Origin of the sequence: Halomonas sediminis (assembly GCF_044871105.1) — a bacterium.
In the GTDB taxonomy this organism is placed as follows: Bacteria; Pseudomonadota; Gammaproteobacteria; order Pseudomonadales; family Halomonadaceae; genus Vreelandella; species Vreelandella zhuhanensis.
The window spans coordinates 195,995-211,353 of record NZ_CP085246.1 but is presented as its reverse complement, the minus strand read 5'-3'; the positions used below and the strand labels follow the sequence as shown (position 1 = coordinate 211,353).

Genomic DNA, 15,359 nt, shown 5'->3' with positions numbered 1-15,359 from the left:
TCTGCGGCGCTTTCAGCGCATGATACCGCCGCTACCGTAGCCTTTCAGGTTGGACTTCTTCATCACCGAGTCATATTGATTCGACATGAGATGCGATTGCACCTGGGCCATGAAGTCCATGATGACCACCACCACGATCAGAAGTGACGTACCACCGAAAAAGAACGGTACGTTCCACGCCACGATCAAAAACTGGGGCATCAGGGAAACCGCAGTGATATACAAGGCACCGAACAGGGTCAGACGAGTCATGACCTTGTCGATATAACGAGCGGTCTGCTCGCCGGGGCGAATACCTGGCAGGAAGGCGCCTGACTTTTTGAGATTGTCAGCCACATCCTTGGGGTTGAAGACCAGCGCTGTGTAAAAGAAGCAGAAGAATACCACTGCCGCCGCGAAAAGCAAGATGTAAAGCGGCTGCCCAGGCCCGAGAGCCTGAGAGGCACGCTGCAACCACTCCATGCCTTCACCAGCACCTACCCACTGACCGATAGAGGCCGGAAACAGCAGAATACTGGAAGCAAAGATGGCAGGAATAACGCCGGCCATATTAACCTTCAGAGGAAGATAACTGCTTTGTCCCGCATACATCTTGTTGCCAACCTGGCGCCGTGGATAGTTCACTTTCAGGCGGCGTTGACCGCGCTCAATGAATACCACGAAGGCCACGGTGGCGACACCTAGCACAGTCAATGCCAACAGTGGAAGCACGTTCCAGGCGCCCTCGTTGCGGGCAAGCTCGAAAGCCTGGCCCACGGCGCTGGGCAACCCGGCGACGATACCGGCGAAGATCAACAACGAAATACCGTTGCCGATCCCCTTTTCGGTAATCTGCTCCCCTAGCCACATCATGAACACCGCACCCGAGACAAACGTCACGACTGCGGTGAAGAAGAAGCTGAAGTCGGCACTGTAAGCAATGCCTTGGCTCGCCAGCCCGACCGACATGCCGGTGGCTTGCACGAACGCCAGCAATACTGTGCCGTAGCGTGTGTACTGGCTGATCTTGCGGCGGCCAGCCTCACCCTCCTTCTTGAGCTGCTCAAGATGGGGTGAAACCGCAGTCAATAGCTGCATGATGATCGACGCCGAGATATAGGGCATGATGCCCAAGGCGAGAACACTCATGCGCTCCAGCGCACCACCCGAGAACATGTTGAACATGCCCAGGATGGTGCCCTGTTGCTCCCTGAACAAGGCAGCAAGCTGGTCAGGATTGATACCGGGCACGGGGATGTGGGCACCGATACGGTACACCACGATGGCGAGGAGCACGAAGCGCAGACGCGCCCACAGTTCACTCAGACCGCTGCCTGTCGCCGGCATGTTTCCTGACTTGGCCATTTAGTCCTCTACCTTGCCACCGGCGGCTTCGATTGCGGTACGGGCACCCTGGGTGACCTTGATACCGCGCACTGTAACCGCCTTGTTCAGTTCGCCGGAAAGGATGATTTTCGCATGCAGCGTGGCATCCTTCAGCACATTTGCCTGCTTCAAGGTTTCCAGAGTGACGTCGTCACCGGCAACCTTGGCAAGCTCATCCAGACGGACTTCTTCAGATACACGCGATTTCGCAGACGAGAAGCCGAATTTCGGCAAACGACGCTGCAAAGGCATCTGACCGCCTTCAAAACCAGGCTTGACGCTACCGCCACTCCGGGCTTTTTGCCCTTTGTGACCACGGCCGCCGGTCTTACCCAGACCGGAGCCGATACCACGACCAACCCGCTTTGCGGCGTGTTTGGAGCCCGGTGCCGGGCTCAAAGTATTGAGTTTCATGGATTACTCTCCCTCAACGCGCACAAGGTAAGTTACCTTGTGGACCATGCCGCGCACGGCAGGGGTGTCTTCCAGCTCAACCGTGTGACCGATGCGACGCAGACCCAGGCCTTTCATTGTGGCCTTGTGCTTGGGCAAGATGCCGATGGTACTGCGGATCTGGGTAACCTTGATCGTTGCTGCCATGGTGTTTACCCCGTGATCGCTTCGACTGACAGACCGCGCTTGGCGGCCACGTCTTCCGGCCCTTGCATGGACGCGAGACCTTTAACGGTCGCCCGTACCACGTTCACCGGGTTGGTGGAACCGTAGCATTTGGCCAGGACGTCATGGACGCCGGCCAGTTCAAGCACGGAGCGCATGGCGCCACCGGCAATGATCCCGGTACCTTCAGAAGCCGGCTGCATGTACACCTTGGAGGCGCCGTGGCGGGCCTTTACCGGGTACTGCAGCGTATGGCCGCTGAGGTTGACCTTGACCATGTTGCGACGGGCCTGATCCATCGCTTTCTGAATCGCGATAGGCACTTCACGCGCCTTGCCACGACCGAAACCGACACGACCTTTACCATCACCAACGACAGTCAAAGCGGTGAAGCCGAAAATACGACCACCCTTGACCACCTTGGCGACACGGTTAACCTGCACTAATTTTTCTTGCAGATCGCCGTTGTTCTGTTCGTTCTTCGCCATCGTAAAACCCTTTAGAATTCCAGGCCGCCTTCACGAGCGGCGTCGGCCAGAGCCTTGACGCGACCGTGATATTGGAAACCAGCACGGTCGAAGGCCACCTGGGTGATGCCTGCTTCTTTAGCACGTTCGGCAATCAGGGCGCCCACTTTCGTGGCTGCCTCTGAATTACCGGTCGCACCTTCACGCAGCGCCTTGTCCAGCGTAGAAGCGCTGGCCAGCACCTTGCCACCATCCGGCGAGATAATCTGCGCATAGATGTGACGCGGGGTACGGTTGACGCACAGGCGATACACGCCCAGCTCGCGGATCTTGGCGCGAGCGCGGCGGGCACGACGGAGACGAGATTCTTTCTTCGCGTTCATAACCCTGCCTTACTTCTTCTTGGCTTCTTTGCGACGCACCTGCTCGTCGACGTACCGAACACCCTTGCCCTTATAGGGTTCAGGCGGACGGAATGCGCGGATTTCTGCGGCGCACTGACCGAGTGCCTGCTTATCAGCGCTTTTCAGCACGATAATGGTGTTTTTCGGCGTTTCCGCTGTAACACCTTCAGGCAGTTCGTAGTCGACCGGGTGCGAGAAGCCCAGTGAAAGGTTGAGCGTCTGGCCCTTGGCCTGGGCACGATAACCGACGCCGATAATTTCGAGCGACTTGGTAAAGCCCTCGGATACGCCCGTGACCAGGTTCTGAACCAAGGCGCGGGTAGTACCGGCCATCGCCCAGCTCTTGGCGCTTTCGCTTGGGGCGAAGGTCAGTTTGCCATCTTCCTGGCCAATCACCACATCTTGGTGAATGGACATGGACAGCGTGCCCTGGCCGCCTTTGACGGTCAGCTTGTCGCCATCAATCTTGATGTCGACACCGGTAGGCACTTTAACCGGATATTTGGCTATACGGGACATATCAGCCTCCTAGAATACGGTGCAGATGACTTCGCCACCGACACCCGCCTGACGTGCGGCGCGATCGGTCATTACCCCGTTGGAGGTAGTGACAATCGCGATACCCAGACCATCGGCGACCTTGGGCAAATCATCTTTGCCCTTATAGCGGCGCAAAGAAGGCTTGGAAACCCGTTGCAGATGTTCGATTACCGGCTTGCCCTCAAAGTACTTGAGGGTCACGGTCAGCTCGGGCTTGACGCCTTCGCTTACCGTGAGGTCGGTGATGTAGCCCTCGTCTTTCAGCACTTGGGCCACCTCGACCTTCAGCTTGGAGGACGGCATGGTGACCGTCTCCTTGGTGGCCATCTGCGCATTGCGGATACGAGTCAACATATCCGCCAGAGTATCTTGCATGCTCATTTAATGTGCGCTCCTGATAATGCTACGTGACGGTTACCAGCTGGACTTCTTGAGTCCAGGGACATCGCCACGCATGGCGGCTTCACGCAACTTGTTACGGCCGAGGCCGAACTTGGTGTAAAAGCCGTGCGGACGACCGGTGATACGGCAGCGGTTACGCTGGCGTACCGGGCTCGAGTCGCGCGGTAGCTGCTGTAGCTTCAGCGTCGCCTCGAAGCGGTCTTCCTCAGAAGCATTCACATCGTGGATGATCGCCTTGAGTCCAGTGCGCTTGGCCGCATATTTCTCGACCAGCTTGGTGCGCTTGAGCTCACGCTCTACCATGCTTTTCTTTGCCATGATCCCAACCTTATTTCTTGAACGGGAAGTTCAGCGCGGTAAGTAACGCGCGACCTTCCTCGTCGGTGTTGGCTGTAGTGGTGATGGTGACGTCCAGCCCCCGAATACGATCGATTTTATCATACTCGATCTCCGGGAAGATGATCTGCTCACGCACCCCCATGGAGTAGTTGCCGCGACCGTCGAAGGACTTCGGGTTGAGACCACGGAAGTCACGCACGCGGGGTATCGCGATGTTTACCAAGCGGTCCAGGAAGTCCCACATGCGCTCAGCGCGCAGGGTTACCTTGATGCCGATTGGCCAACCTTCACGCACCTTGAAGCCCGCGATGGACTTGCGTGCCTTCGTCACCAGCGGCTTTTGACCGGAAAGCTTTTCCAAGTCACCGCTGGCATTGTCGATCAGCTTTTTATCGCTGACCGCGTCGCCGATACCCATGTTCAGTGTCACTTTCGTGACCCGGGGTACCTGCATCACGTTGGCGTAGCTAAACTGCTCACGGAGTTGAGCTACTACCTCGTTTTGATAACGTTCTTTCAAGTTCGCCATTTTGCTACCCGACTCGCGTTAGGCGTCGATCTGCGTCTGCGTCGACTTGTAGATACGTACCTTGGTACCGTCTTCCTTCACTTGGAAGCCGACGCGATCCGCCTTACCGGTCTCCGAATTGAAGATGGCCACGTTGGACGCGTGAATCGGAGCCTCGCGCTCGACGATACCGCCCTGATTTCCCGCCGTGGGATTCGGCTTGGTGTGACGCTTGATCATGTTCACACCGGACACGACAAAGCGGTTTTCCAACACCCGCTTAATCGTGCCACGCTTGCCTTTATCCTTCCCGGCGATGACGATGACTTCATCGTCACGTTTGATTTTTTGCATATCCGCCTCGCTCCTTACAGCACTTCAGGCGCCAAGGAAATGATCTTCATGAACCTTTCGTTGCGCAGTTCACGAGTTACCGGCCCGAAGATACGGGTACCGATCGGTTGTTCGTTAGTGTTGTTCAACAAAACAGCCGCATTTCCATCGAAACGGATCAGCGAACCGTCTGGACGACGGACGCCACTACGGGTCCGAACCACTACCGCTTTCAGCACCTGGCCTTTTTTGACCTTGCCGCGCGGAATAGCTTCCTTCACCGTTACTTTGATGACATCACCAATACGAGCGTAGCGACGGTGTGAACCGCCTAACACCTTGATGCATTGCACCCGGCGCGCTCCGCTGTTGTCGGCGACATCCAGCATTGTCTGAGTCTGAATCATCGGTTTTCTCCAAACCTAATCTGACTGCACTGGTTTGACAGACCTGGGCGTTAGCCTTTCGCCTGCTCAACCACCTCGACGAGCGACCAAGCTTTCTTCTTGGAAAGCGGACGGCATTCCTGAATGGAAACCGTATCGCCTGCCTTTGCCTGGTTCGTTTCATCATGGGCGTGCAGCTTGGTGGAGCGCTTTACGTATTTTCCGTAGATCGGGTGACGCTCACGACGCTCGATCATTACAACGATGGACTTGTCCATCTTGTCGCTCACCACTTTACCGGTGAGCGTCCGGGTTTTTTTCTCTTCGGCCATCTCAGTCCCCTGCCTTCTCGTTAAGCACAGTCTTCACGCGGGCGATATCCCGACGGACCTGCTTGAGCAGATGAGTCTGGCTGAGTTGGCCGGTGGCCTTCTGCATGCGCAGGTTGAACTGCTCGCGGAGGAGTTCGAGGAGCTGCTCACGCAGTTCACCGACTGACTTTTCACGAATTTCGTTGGCTATCATCACATCACCGTCCGTTTTGCAAAGGTGGTGGATATGGGCATCTTCTGTGCAGCGAGAGTGAACGCTTCACGCGCCAACTCTTCCGAAACACCTTCGATCTCATACAGGACCCGACCCGGCTGGATCTGGGCTACCCAGTACTCGACCGAGCCCTTCCCTTTACCCATACGAACTTCGAGCGGCTTCTTGGAAATCGGCTTATCAGGGAAGACGCGGATCCAGATCTTGCCGCCACGCTTGACGTGACGGGTGATCGCACGACGGCCGGCTTCGATCTGGCGCGCAGTAACGCGGCCGCGACCGGTAGCCTTGAGGCCATATTCCCCGAAGCTGATCTTGCTTCCGCGATGCGCCAGGCCACGGTTGCGGCCTTTCATCATCTTGCGGAATTTCATGCGCTTGGGCTGTAACATCGACTCGCTCTCCCCTTACCTGGAACCTTTCTTCTTGGGCGCGTTGCCGGCAGGCTGTTTGGCCTTGGCACGTACTTCCTCGATACCGCCGAGGATTTCACCCTTGAAGATCCACACTTTGACGCCGATAACGCCATAGGTGGTGTGAGCTTCGTAAGTGGCGTAGTCGATATCCGCACGCAGGGTATGCAGCGGAACACGACCTTCGCGGTACCATTCGGTACGTGCGATTTCAGCACCACCAAGACGACCAGACAGCTGAATCTTGATGCCACCGGCACCCAGACGCATGGCGTTCTGTACCGCGCGCTTCATCGCACGACGGAACATGACGCGACGCTCAAGCTGACCCGCTACGTTAGCAGCGACTAGCTTGGCATCCAGCTCCGGCTTGCGAACTTCTTCAATGTTCACATGCACCGGCACACCCATCATCTGGGTAAGGTCACGGCGCAGACGATCAACATCTTCGCCCTTCTTGCCGATCACGATACCCGGACGGGCAGTGTGAATGGTGATGCGAGCATTGTTCGCCGGACGCTCGATGTGAATACGGCTCACGGAGGCGTTTTTTAGACGCTCCTCCAGAAAGCTGCGCACTACGAGATCGTTATTGAGCTTATCGGCGTAAGCGCCGCGCTCAGCATACCAGACAGAAGCATGGTCTTTGACGATGCCTAGTCGGATGCCTGTTGGATTGACTTTTTGACCCATCTGGTCGACTCCTACTTCTCGGCTACCTTGACGGTGATGTGGCAAGTGCGCTTCAGAATGCGATCCGCACGGCCCTTGGCGCGCGGACGGATGCGCTTGAGCGTCATACCCTCATCGACGCAGATGGTCGAGACACGCAGCTCATCGATATCCATGCCGTCGTTTTCTTCCGCGTTTGCAATGGCGGACTGAAGCACTTTCTTGACCAGCTTGGCAGCCTTCTTCGGTGAGAAGGTCAGCAGGTCGAGTGCTTGGTCGACCGGTTTACCGCGCACCTGGTCAGCCACCAAACGGGCCTTCTGGGCGGATAAACGAGCGCCACGCAGCTTAGCTGTGACTTCCATCTCTCAATCCTCTTTGGCTTACCGTTTGGCTTTCTTGTCCGCCACATGCCCACGGTAAGTGCGGGTGGCAGCGAATTCGCCCAGCTTGTGGCCAACCATTTCCTCGGAGACGTGCACCGGGACGTGTTGGCGACCGTTATGGACTGCAATGGTGAGTCCTACCATATTCGGTAGAATCATGGAGCGACGCGACCAAGTCTTGATCGGTTTGCGATCGCTCTTCTCCACTGCAACCTCAACCTTCTTTAAAAGATGAAGGTCGATGAAAGGACCTTTCTTTAGTGAACGTGGCACAGCCGTTACCCCTTAAATGTCTGTTACTTGGACTTGCGGCGACGAATGATAAGCTTGTCGGTGCGCTTGTTCTTGCGAGTCTTGTGACCCTTGGTCGGGACACCCCAGGGTGATACCGGGTGACGGCCACCGCTTGAACGGCCTTCACCACCACCGTGCGGGTGATCCACCGGGTTCATCGCAACACCGCGAACTGTCGGACGCACACCTCTCCAACGCTTCGCACCGGCCTTGCCAAGTTGACGCAGGCTGTGCTCGGAATTGCCCACTTCACCCAAAGTCGCGCGGCATTCAGCCAGGATCTTGCGCATTTCGCCGGAGCGTAACCGCAAGGTGGCGTAATTACCTTCACGCGCTACGAGCTGCGCGCTGGTGCCGGCACTGCGAGCGATTTGCGCGCCCTTGCCCGGCTTGAGCTCGATGCAATGCACCGTGGAACCCAGCGGGATGTTACGCAGCGGCAAAGCATTGCCTTTCTTGATGGCGGCGTTGACGCCGGATTCCAGCTTGTCGCCTACCGCTACGCCCTTGGGCGCAATGATGTAGCGACGCTCGCCATCGGCATACTTGAGCAGCGCAATGTTGGCACTACGGTTCGGGTCGTATTCCAGACGTTCAACGGTGGCAGGAACGCCATCCTTGATACGCTTGAAATCAACAATCCGATAGTGCTGACGGTGACCACCGCCCACGTGGCGGGTGGTGATGCGACCGTTATTATTACGGCCACCGGACTTGGACTGTTTTTCGAGCAACGGCGCATAAGCGCGGCCCTTATACAGCCCATCGCCAACGATCTTGACGACGTGACGACGACCGGCGGATGTGGGTTTGGTCTTGACGATTGCCATTATCCGTACTCCTGCCCTTATTCGGCGCCAGAGAAGTCTTCGAGCGTTTCGCCCGCGGCCAGGGTCACATATGCCTTGCGGTAACCCTTGCGTTGGCCGATGCCGTTTGCAGTACGCTTGGTTTTACCCTTGACGTTCAATACCTGAACGCCATTGACCTTCTTGCCGAACAGAATCTCAACGGCTTTCTTGATCTCGGGCTTGGTGGCATCACTCGCCACCTTGAAAACGTACTGGTTACGCTCGGCGGCCATCGCGGCCTTTTCGGTCACGTGTGGTCCAAGCAGAACCTTGAATACGCGTTCCTGGTTCATGCCAGCTTCTCCTCGAATTTACGTAGGGCGGAGACGGTGACCAGCACCTTGTCGAAGGCAACCAGACTCACCGGGTCAGCTGCCGCAACATCCACCACATCTACATGGGGAAGGTTACGGGCGGCCAGATAGAGCGTCTCGTTGACGTCTTCAGTGACGATCAACACCTTTTCAAGGTTCAACTCTTTCAGCTTGGCAGCAACCTGCTTGGTCTTGGGCGCATCGACTGTGAACTCTTCGATGACGACCAAACGCTCTTGACGTATCAGCTCAGACAGGATCGAACGCATTGCCGCACGGTACATCTTGCGGTTGACCTTCTGGCTGTGATCTTGCGGACGTGCCGCGAAGGTCACGCCGCCGCTGCGCCACAGCGGAGAACGGATAGTGCCGGCACGTGCACGGCCGGTACCCTTCTGACGCCACGGCTTCTTACCACCACCGCGCACATCGGAACGGTTTTTCTGGGCGCGAGTTCCCTGGCGGCCACCAGCCAAATAGGCAGTGACAACCTGGTGAACCAGCGCCTCGTTGAATTCTTTGCCAAAAGTGGCGTCGGCTACTTCAACGGTACCCGCGCCTGCAGCAAGATTCAGATTCATTGGTAATTATCCCCTTCAGCCTGCTTTCACGGCGCTGCGCACGATGACGTCACTACCGGTTGCTCCCGGTACGGCGCCTTTGATCAGCAGCAGATTACGCTCGGCGTCAACACGGACGATTTCGAGGCTCTGAACGGTACAGCGGACGTTGCCCATCTGACCGGCCATTTTCTTGCCCTTGAAAACGCGACCTGGTGTTTGACACATGCCGATGGAACCCGGCGCGCGATGCGACAGAGAGTTACCGTGGGTCATGTCCTGGGTACGGAAGTTCCAGCGCTTAACAGCACCCTGGAAACCTTTACCCTTGGAGGTGCCGGTCACGTCGACCATCTGACCAGCTTCGAAGAGGGATACGGTGAATTCGCCGCCTACTTGGGGAGTCTCGTCACCTTCTGTCAGGCGGAACTCCTTCAGCGAACGACCAGCCTCCACACCTGCCTTGGCAAATAGACCTGCCCGGGCTTTGGTAAGGTGCTTGGCTTTGCGGGAGCCAGCTGTCACCTGAACCGCAGCGTAACCATCGGATTCGACCGATTTCACGCAAGTGATGCGGTTAGGCTCAACTTCAATAACGGTTACAGGCACGGAAGCGCCATCTTCGGTGAAGACACGAGTCATGCCCGCCTTCTTACCGACTAAACCGATAGTCATGTTCAGTCTCCTATAGTGTACGGGGCTGTCACCCGCTATGGCTGCCCTTTCCAGAGCATTCCACTAGCACATTGTATGGCGCCATCTCGGCGTGGCGGCTGCTGCTTGGCGTTCTGATGCCAGGCGCTGGGCCGCGAGTGTCTAGTGTGGTTAGTCGAGCTTGATTTGAACGTCTACGCCAGCGGCGAGATCGAGCTTCATCAATGCATCGACAGTCTTTTCAGTGGGTTCGACAATGTCGAGCACACGCTTGTGCGTACGAATCTCATACTGATCACGCGCATCCTTGTTGACGTGCGGTGAAATCAGAATGGTAAAACGCTCGCGATTGGTCGGCAGCGGTATCGGACCACGAACCTGAGCACCAGTACGCTTGGCGGTTTCTACGATCTCCGCCGTGGACTGATCGATCAGGCGATGGTCGAATGCTTTCAACCGAATGCGAATCTTCTGGTTCTGCATTTGCCCTAAACTCCCATGGATGTTGACGGCGCGAGCCGTCTACCCACGCATTCAAAGGATGCGCATTATAGGCACGCCAGAAGTGAGTGTCAAACACTTCACTGCCGGTGCGCAGAAAAGGGGGCTCAGCTGAGCCCCCTTGATCATTCAAGTAACAGTCTTACTTGATGATCTTGGCTACAACGCCCGCACCGACGGTACGACCGCCTTCACGAATAGCGAAGCGCAGACCATCATCCATAGCGATCGGAGCGATCAAGGTAACAACCATCTGAACGTTGTCACCCGGCATGACCATTTCCACACCTTCCGGCAGTTCACAAGTACCCGTCACGTCGGTGGTACGGAAGTAGAACTGCGGACGGTAGCCCTTGAAGAAAGGCGTATGACGGCCACCTTCTTCTTTGGACAACACATAGACTTCAGCTTCGAAGACAGTGTGCGGGTTGATGCTGCCCGGCTTGGCCAGGACCTGGCCACGCTCGACGTCATCACGCTTGGTGCCACGCAACAGGGCGCCGACGTTCTCACCCGCACGACCTTCGTCGAGCAACTTGCGGAACATTTCGACACCGGTCACGACGGTTTTAGTGGTATCGCGAATACCCACGATTTCCACTTCTTCACCCGCTTTGACCACACCGCGCTCAACACGACCGGTTACCACGGTACCGCGGCCGGAGATGGAGAACACGTCTTCGATCGGCATCAGGAACGGCTGATCGATGGCACGCTCCGGCTCCGGAATGTACTCATCCAGTGCCTTGATCAAATTAGCAACAGCGGTAGTACCCATGCCGTTCTCATCTTCACCGTTCAGCGCCATCAGCGCGGAACCAGTGATGATCGGCGTGTCGTCACCCGGGAAGTCGTACTGGTCGAGCAGTTCACGCACTTCCATTTCGACCAGCTCGAGCAGCTCTTCGTCGTCGACCATGTCCGCCTTGTTCAGGAACACGACGATGTACGGAACGCCGACCTGGCGAGACAGCAAGATGTGCTCGCGAGTCTGCGGCATCGGGCCGTCAGCAGCGGAACAGACCAGGATAGCGCCGTCCATCTGCGCAGCACCGGTGATCATGTTCTTGACGTAGTCGGCGTGCCCCGGGCAGTCGACGTGCGCATAATGACGCGACTCGGACTGATACTCGACGTGAGAGGTGGCGATGGTGATACCGCGCTCACGCTCTTCCGGTGCATTGTCGATGGCATCGAACTCGCTCCATTTACCACCGAAAACCTCGGCGGAAACACGAGTCAGGGCTGCTGTCAGAGTCGTTTTACCGTGGTCAACGTGACCGATGGTACCGACGTTGACGTGCGGTTTGGAACGTTCAAATTTTTCCTTAGCCACTGCTATAACCTCTTTACGTTAGCTAACGGTTAACCGTTTTGGTTGATGACGGCTTCTACGACGCTGGAGGGCGCCTCGTCGTACTTCGCGAACTCCATAGAGTAGCTCGCACGGCCCTGGGACTGAGAGCGCAGATCGGTTGCATAACCGAACATCTCACCCAGCGGCACCGTTGCACGGATGACCTTACCCATTGAGGAGTCATCCATGCCCTGCACCAGACCGCGACGACGGTTCAGGTCGCCCATGACGTCACCCATAAATTCCTCGGGGGTCACGACCTCGACCTTCATCACCGGTTCCAGCAGCACGGCCTTGGCTTTCCTGGCACCTTCTTTGACCGCCATGGAAGAAGCAATCTTGAACGCGGTCTCGTTGGAGTCCACGTCGTGGAAGGAACCATCGTACAGCGTGACTTTCACGTCAATCATCGGGTAACCCGCGATGACCCCGTTCTTCAGCTGCTCGTAAGCCCCTTTTTCGACAGCCGGGATGTATTCCTTGGGAACCACACCACCGACGATTTCATTGACGAACTTGAAGAAGATTTCGTCCTCCCCCTCGCCTTTCTCGTCATAGGTAAGCGGTTCGATGCGCAGGTGCACATGACCATACTGGCCGCGACCACCGGACTGACGAACGAACTTACCTTCCTGCTCGATGCTACCGCGAATGGTTTCACGGTAAGCAACCTGCGGCTTACCAATGTTCGCTTCAACCTTGAATTCACGACGCATGCGATCGACGAGAATGTCCAGGTGCAGCTCACCCATACCGGAGATGATGGTCTGGCCGGTTTCTTCGTCGGTCTTGACCTGGAAGGAGGGGTCTTCCTGGGCGAGCTTGCCCAGTGCCACACCCATCTTTTCCTGGTCAGCCTTGGACTTCGGCTCGACGGCAACCGAGATCACCGGATCAGGGAATTCCATCCGCTCAAGGACGATCTTGTGATTGATATCACACAGCGTGTCGCCGGTGGTGACATCTTTCATGCCGATACAGGCGGCGATATCGCCGGCACGCACTTCCTTGATCTCTTCACGCGAGTTGGCATGCATCTGCACGATACGACCGACACGCTCTTTCTTGCTCTTGACCGAATTGAAGACGCCGTCACCCGAGTTAAGCACCCCGGAATAAACGCGAATAAAGGTCAGAGTACCCACGAAGGGATCCGTGGCGATCTTGAACGCCAGGGCAGCAAAGGGCGCCTCGTCGTTCGCTTCACGGGTCTCGATGGTGCCGTCCTTATCGTCCAGCTCACCTTCGATGGGCTTGACTTCGGTCGGCGACGGCATGTATTCGATCACGCCATCCAGAACGGCTTGCACGCCCTTGTTCTTGAAGGCGCTACCACAGGTCACCAGAACGACGTCATTGGCCAGAGTCCGCGCACGCAGACCGGCCTTGATTTCCTCGATGGTCAGCTCTACACCTTCGAGATACTTGTCCATCAGCTCATCAGTGCCTTCCGCAGCGGCTTCGACCATCTCCTCGCGGTACTTTTCAGCGGTTTCCTGAAGTTCGGCAGGAATATCGACCAGATCGTAGGTCATGCCCTTGTCGTCTTCATTCCAGAGAATACCCTTCATCTGGATCAGGTCGATAACGCCCTTGAAGTCTTCTTCGGTGCCCCAGTTGATCTGGATCGGCACGGCCTTGGCACCGAGACGCTCCTTGAGCTGCTCGACAACCATGAAGAAGTCAGCACCGGTACGGTCCATCTTGTTGACGAACACCATGCGCGGAACTTCATACTTGTTGGCCTGGCGCCATACCGTTTCGGTCTGCGGCTGTACGCCGGAGGAGCCACACAGCACCACCACGGCACCATCGAGTACGCGCAAGGAACGCTCGACTTCGATAGTGAAGTCAACGTGCCCTGGGGTGTCGATAATATTGATGCGGTGCTCGGGGAACTGCTTGTTCATACCCTGCCAGAAACAGGTCGTTGCCGCAGAAGTGATAGTGATACCACGCTCCTGCTCCTGCTCCATCCAGTCCATGGTGGCAGCGCCATCATGAACTTCACCAACCTTGTGGGATAGGCCGGTGTAAAACAGGACGCGCTCGGTCGTGGTGGTTTTACCCGCGTCGACGTGAGCAACGATCCCGATATTGCGATAACGGTTAAGTGGTGTCTTGCGTGCCACGGTGAAACTCCCGTTGGTTGGCGATGCGTTGTGAAGCGATGCGTTTCTGATGGACCGCCATCGCCTGACGATGGCGGCAGAAGCTGATTCTCGACATCTGCAGCTTGGAAACGCTGCATTTGGAAAATTGCTTTTAGAAACGCTGCCCTTGGAAAACGCTGCTCTTAGAAACGATAGTGAGAGAAGGCCTTGTTGGCTTCCGCCATACGATGCACGTCTTCACGCTTCTTCACCGCAGAACCTTTACCTTCGGCGGCGTCGAGCATTTCACCCGCCAGACGCTGCACCATGGTTTTTTCACCGCGACGACGCGCCGCATCCACCAGCCAACGCATGGCCAGGGCCTGACGGCGAGACGGACGAACTTCAACCGGCACCTGGTAAGTCGCACCACCAACGCGGCGCGATTTCACTTCGACCATGGGCTGAATGGTTTCCAGCGCCTTGTCAAAGATTTCCAGCGGCTCTTCTTTGCTGCGCTCGGCAACCTTGTCAAGCGCACCATAGACGATGCTTTCCGCGACTGATTTCTTGCCACTCACCATCAAGTGGTTCATGAACTTTGCCAGACGCTCACTTCCGAACTTGGGATCCGGGAGGATTTCGCGTTTGGCTACAATTCTTCTTCTAGGCATGATAAGCCCTCAATTAAGGATCCTTCAGGTAAACCCGGAACTTAGCGATAGCGCTTGTGCTATGCCGCCCGACCTTACTCTTATCAGACCGTCATGTACGTAACGACGAGTTGCCGGCATCAAGTGACGTTAACCACCTGCTGCTGGCCGTATATCATCAGGATTTCGGGCGTTTGGTACCGTACTTGGAACGGCCCTGCTTACGGCCCTGCACGCCAGAGGTATCCAAGGCGCCGCGCACGGTGTGATAGCGCACACCGGGCAAATCCTTGACTCTACCGCCGCGAATCAGAACCACGGAGTGTTCCTGAAGATTGTGCCCTTCACCACCGATGTAGGAAGACACCTCGAAACCGTTGGTCAGGCGCACACGGCAAACCTTACGCAACGCCGAGTTCGGCTTCTTGGGGGTGGTGGTGTAGACGCGGGTGCAAACGCCGCGTTTCTGCGGGCAGGCCTGAAGCGCCGGAACGTCACTCTTGGTGACAGGGCGCTTGCGCGGCTTGCGCACTAGCTGATTGATTGTTGCCATGGTGTGTAGCTGACTCCAATGGTTGCCTTGCCTTCCAGCAGATGCGGGCGTACCCACCCCACTGTTAAAGGCTGCGCATTCTAATGGCTGACGATGCTGGTCGTCAAGCGTTGCCGGCAGGTTATATGCCGGCAACCAACGACCATCAGG

Annotated in this window: 26 protein-coding genes; all 26 read right to left on the bottom strand. The window is 56.7% G+C overall.

Annotation, left to right across the window (positions count from 1 at the left end; all coding sequences use genetic code 11):
- Positions 1–12: 12 nt before the first annotated feature.
- Positions 13–1,344: a preprotein translocase subunit SecY gene (gene secY, locus LG290_RS01060; RefSeq protein WP_114485769.1), complete on the bottom strand. Its 1,332-nt coding sequence runs from the start codon at positions 1,342–1,344 to the stop codon at positions 13–15.
- The gene (gene rplO / locus LG290_RS01055; protein ID WP_114485770.1) at positions 1,345–1,779 is read right to left on the bottom strand and encodes a 50S ribosomal protein L15; all 435 of its coding nucleotides are present in this window, start codon (positions 1,777–1,779) and stop codon (positions 1,345–1,347) included.
- A gap of 3 nt (positions 1,780–1,782) precedes the next feature.
- Entirely contained in the window at positions 1,783–1,965 is a 183-nt protein-coding gene (rpmD, locus tag LG290_RS01050; RefSeq protein ID WP_114485771.1) for a 50S ribosomal protein L30, read from the bottom strand.
- A gap of 5 nt (positions 1,966–1,970) precedes the next feature.
- Positions 1,971–2,471: a 30S ribosomal protein S5 gene (gene rpsE / locus LG290_RS01045; protein ID WP_114485772.1), complete on the bottom strand. Its 501-nt coding sequence runs from the start codon at positions 2,469–2,471 to the stop codon at positions 1,971–1,973.
- An 11-nt stretch (positions 2,472–2,482) separates the two neighbouring features.
- Entirely contained in the window at positions 2,483–2,833 is a 351-nt protein-coding gene (rplR, locus tag LG290_RS01040; protein WP_160419255.1) for a 50S ribosomal protein L18, read from the bottom strand.
- A gap of 9 nt (positions 2,834–2,842) precedes the next feature.
- Positions 2,843–3,373 (bottom strand): 50S ribosomal protein L6, encoded by a 531-nt coding sequence (gene rplF, locus LG290_RS01035; RefSeq protein WP_160419254.1) that lies wholly within the window; start codon positions 3,371–3,373, stop codon positions 2,843–2,845.
- 9 nt (positions 3,374–3,382) lie between these two features.
- Entirely contained in the window at positions 3,383–3,775 is a 393-nt protein-coding gene (gene rpsH / locus LG290_RS01030; protein WP_160419253.1) for a 30S ribosomal protein S8, read from the bottom strand.
- Positions 3,776–3,808: 33 nt separating this feature from the next.
- Positions 3,809–4,114, bottom strand: a complete 306-nt coding sequence (gene rpsN / locus LG290_RS01025; protein WP_160419252.1) for a 30S ribosomal protein S14 — start codon at positions 4,112–4,114, stop codon at positions 3,809–3,811.
- 10 nt (positions 4,115–4,124) lie between these two features.
- Positions 4,125–4,664, bottom strand: a complete 540-nt coding sequence (rplE, locus tag LG290_RS01020) for a 50S ribosomal protein L5 (RefSeq protein WP_160419251.1) — start codon at positions 4,662–4,664, stop codon at positions 4,125–4,127.
- Between the two features lie 18 nt (positions 4,665–4,682).
- Positions 4,683–4,997: a 50S ribosomal protein L24 gene (gene rplX, locus LG290_RS01015; protein WP_160419250.1), complete on the bottom strand. Its 315-nt coding sequence runs from the start codon at positions 4,995–4,997 to the stop codon at positions 4,683–4,685.
- A gap of 14 nt (positions 4,998–5,011) precedes the next feature.
- The gene (gene rplN / locus LG290_RS01010; protein WP_160419249.1) at positions 5,012–5,383 is read right to left on the bottom strand and encodes a 50S ribosomal protein L14; all 372 of its coding nucleotides are present in this window, start codon (positions 5,381–5,383) and stop codon (positions 5,012–5,014) included.
- A gap of 50 nt (positions 5,384–5,433) precedes the next feature.
- Complete coding sequence (rpsQ, locus tag LG290_RS01005; protein ID WP_114485779.1) at positions 5,434–5,694, bottom strand: 30S ribosomal protein S17; 261 nt, start codon at positions 5,692–5,694, stop codon at positions 5,434–5,436.
- A 1-nt stretch (position 5,695) separates the two neighbouring features.
- A complete protein-coding gene (gene rpmC, locus LG290_RS01000) occupies positions 5,696–5,887 on the bottom strand; it encodes a 50S ribosomal protein L29 (protein ID WP_114485780.1) in 192 nt (63 codons plus the stop codon).
- Complete coding sequence (rplP, locus tag LG290_RS00995; RefSeq protein WP_114485781.1) at positions 5,887–6,300, bottom strand: 50S ribosomal protein L16; 414 nt, start codon at positions 6,298–6,300, stop codon at positions 5,887–5,889. The genes rpmC and rplP overlap by 1 nt, the downstream gene beginning before the upstream one ends.
- 15 nt (positions 6,301–6,315) lie before the next feature.
- Positions 6,316–7,014 (bottom strand): 30S ribosomal protein S3, encoded by a 699-nt coding sequence (gene rpsC, locus LG290_RS00990; protein WP_114485782.1) that lies wholly within the window; start codon positions 7,012–7,014, stop codon positions 6,316–6,318.
- Between the two features lie 11 nt (positions 7,015–7,025).
- Positions 7,026–7,358, bottom strand: coding sequence for a 50S ribosomal protein L22 (gene rplV, locus LG290_RS00985; protein ID WP_160419248.1), 333 nt, complete (start codon positions 7,356–7,358; stop codon positions 7,026–7,028).
- A gap of 18 nt (positions 7,359–7,376) precedes the next feature.
- Positions 7,377–7,652: a 30S ribosomal protein S19 gene (gene rpsS / locus LG290_RS00980; protein ID WP_160419247.1), complete on the bottom strand. Its 276-nt coding sequence runs from the start codon at positions 7,650–7,652 to the stop codon at positions 7,377–7,379.
- Between the two features lie 23 nt (positions 7,653–7,675).
- Positions 7,676–8,503 carry a 50S ribosomal protein L2 gene (gene rplB / locus LG290_RS00975; protein ID WP_160419246.1) on the bottom strand — a complete coding sequence of 276 codons (828 nt, stop codon included), beginning with the start codon at positions 8,501–8,503 and terminating at the stop codon, positions 7,676–7,678.
- A 17-nt stretch (positions 8,504–8,520) separates the two neighbouring features.
- Positions 8,521–8,817 (bottom strand): 50S ribosomal protein L23, encoded by a 297-nt coding sequence (gene rplW, locus LG290_RS00970; protein ID WP_160419245.1) that lies wholly within the window; start codon positions 8,815–8,817, stop codon positions 8,521–8,523.
- Entirely contained in the window at positions 8,814–9,419 is a 606-nt protein-coding gene (gene rplD, locus LG290_RS00965; protein WP_160419244.1) for a 50S ribosomal protein L4, read from the bottom strand. Before rplD ends, rplW begins: the two co-directional genes overlap by 4 nt.
- A gap of 15 nt (positions 9,420–9,434) precedes the next feature.
- Positions 9,435–10,073: a 50S ribosomal protein L3 gene (rplC, locus tag LG290_RS00960; protein WP_499835877.1), complete on the bottom strand. Its 639-nt coding sequence runs from the start codon at positions 10,071–10,073 to the stop codon at positions 9,435–9,437.
- Between the two features lie 150 nt (positions 10,074–10,223).
- Positions 10,224–10,535 (bottom strand): 30S ribosomal protein S10, encoded by a 312-nt coding sequence (gene rpsJ / locus LG290_RS00955; protein ID WP_114485789.1) that lies wholly within the window; start codon positions 10,533–10,535, stop codon positions 10,224–10,226.
- A gap of 160 nt (positions 10,536–10,695) precedes the next feature.
- The gene (gene tuf, locus LG290_RS00950) at positions 10,696–11,889 is read right to left on the bottom strand and encodes an elongation factor Tu (RefSeq protein ID WP_160419242.1); all 1,194 of its coding nucleotides are present in this window, start codon (positions 11,887–11,889) and stop codon (positions 10,696–10,698) included.
- A gap of 29 nt (positions 11,890–11,918) precedes the next feature.
- Entirely contained in the window at positions 11,919–14,042 is a 2,124-nt protein-coding gene (gene fusA / locus LG290_RS00945; RefSeq protein ID WP_499835876.1) for an elongation factor G, read from the bottom strand.
- Between the two features lie 164 nt (positions 14,043–14,206).
- Entirely contained in the window at positions 14,207–14,677 is a 471-nt protein-coding gene (gene rpsG / locus LG290_RS00940; protein WP_114485792.1) for a 30S ribosomal protein S7, read from the bottom strand.
- A gap of 157 nt (positions 14,678–14,834) precedes the next feature.
- Complete coding sequence (rpsL, locus tag LG290_RS00935) at positions 14,835–15,209, bottom strand: 30S ribosomal protein S12 (RefSeq protein ID WP_114485793.1); 375 nt, start codon at positions 15,207–15,209, stop codon at positions 14,835–14,837.
- Positions 15,210–15,359: the final 150 nt, after the last annotated feature.

Bases quoted from the DNA above. Each gene is read 5' to 3' on its own strand.
- rplV (WP_160419248.1), bottom strand. From the start codon at position 7,358: ATGGAAGTCACAGCTAAGCTGCGTGGCGCTCGTTTATCCGCCCAGAAG.
- rpsL (WP_114485793.1), bottom strand. From the start codon at position 15,209: ATGGCAACAATCAATCAGCTAGTGCGCAAGCCGCGCAAGCGCCCTGTC.
- rplN (WP_160419249.1), bottom strand. From the start codon at position 5,383: ATGATTCAGACTCAGACAATGCTGGATGTCGCCGACAACAGCGGAGCG.
- rpsE (WP_114485772.1), bottom strand. From the start codon at position 2,471: ATGGCGAAGAACGAACAGAACAACGGCGATCTGCAAGAAAAATTAGTG.
- rplF (WP_160419254.1), bottom strand. From the start codon at position 3,373: ATGTCCCGTATAGCCAAATATCCGGTTAAAGTGCCTACCGGTGTCGAC.
- rplD (WP_160419244.1), bottom strand. From the start codon at position 9,419: ATGAATCTGAATCTTGCTGCAGGCGCGGGTACCGTTGAAGTAGCCGAC.
- rpsG (WP_114485792.1), bottom strand. From the start codon at position 14,677: ATGCCTAGAAGAAGAATTGTAGCCAAACGCGAAATCCTCCCGGATCCC.
- rplE (WP_160419251.1), bottom strand. From the start codon at position 4,664: ATGGCGAACTTGAAAGAACGTTATCAAAACGAGGTAGTAGCTCAACTC.
- rpsQ (WP_114485779.1), bottom strand. From the start codon at position 5,694: ATGGCCGAAGAGAAAAAAACCCGGACGCTCACCGGTAAAGTGGTGAGC.
- rpsJ (WP_114485789.1), bottom strand. From the start codon at position 10,535: ATGCAGAACCAGAAGATTCGCATTCGGTTGAAAGCATTCGACCATCGC.
- rpmD (WP_114485771.1), bottom strand. From the start codon at position 1,965: ATGGCAGCAACGATCAAGGTTACCCAGATCCGCAGTACCATCGGCATC.
- secY (WP_114485769.1), bottom strand. From the start codon at position 1,344: ATGGCCAAGTCAGGAAACATGCCGGCGACAGGCAGCGGTCTGAGTGAA.
- rplX (WP_160419250.1), bottom strand. From the start codon at position 4,997: ATGCAAAAAATCAAACGTGACGATGAAGTCATCGTCATCGCCGGGAAG.
- rplW (WP_160419245.1), bottom strand. From the start codon at position 8,817: ATGAACCAGGAACGCGTATTCAAGGTTCTGCTTGGACCACACGTGACC.
- rpsH (WP_160419253.1), bottom strand. From the start codon at position 3,775: ATGAGCATGCAAGATACTCTGGCGGATATGTTGACTCGTATCCGCAAT.
- rpmC (WP_114485780.1), bottom strand. From the start codon at position 5,887: ATGATAGCCAACGAAATTCGTGAAAAGTCAGTCGGTGAACTGCGTGAG.
- rplC (WP_499835877.1), bottom strand. From the start codon at position 10,073: ATGACTATCGGTTTAGTCGGTAAGAAGGCGGGCATGACTCGTGTCTTC.
- rpsC (WP_114485782.1), bottom strand. From the start codon at position 7,014: ATGGGTCAAAAAGTCAATCCAACAGGCATCCGACTAGGCATCGTCAAA.
- rplP (WP_114485781.1), bottom strand. From the start codon at position 6,300: ATGTTACAGCCCAAGCGCATGAAATTCCGCAAGATGATGAAAGGCCGC.
- rplO (WP_114485770.1), bottom strand. From the start codon at position 1,779: ATGAAACTCAATACTTTGAGCCCGGCACCGGGCTCCAAACACGCCGCA.
- rpsN (WP_160419252.1), bottom strand. From the start codon at position 4,114: ATGGCAAAGAAAAGCATGGTAGAGCGTGAGCTCAAGCGCACCAAGCTG.
- rplB (WP_160419246.1), bottom strand. From the start codon at position 8,503: ATGGCAATCGTCAAGACCAAACCCACATCCGCCGGTCGTCGTCACGTC.
- rplR (WP_160419255.1), bottom strand. From the start codon at position 2,833: ATGAACGCGAAGAAAGAATCTCGTCTCCGTCGTGCCCGCCGCGCTCGC.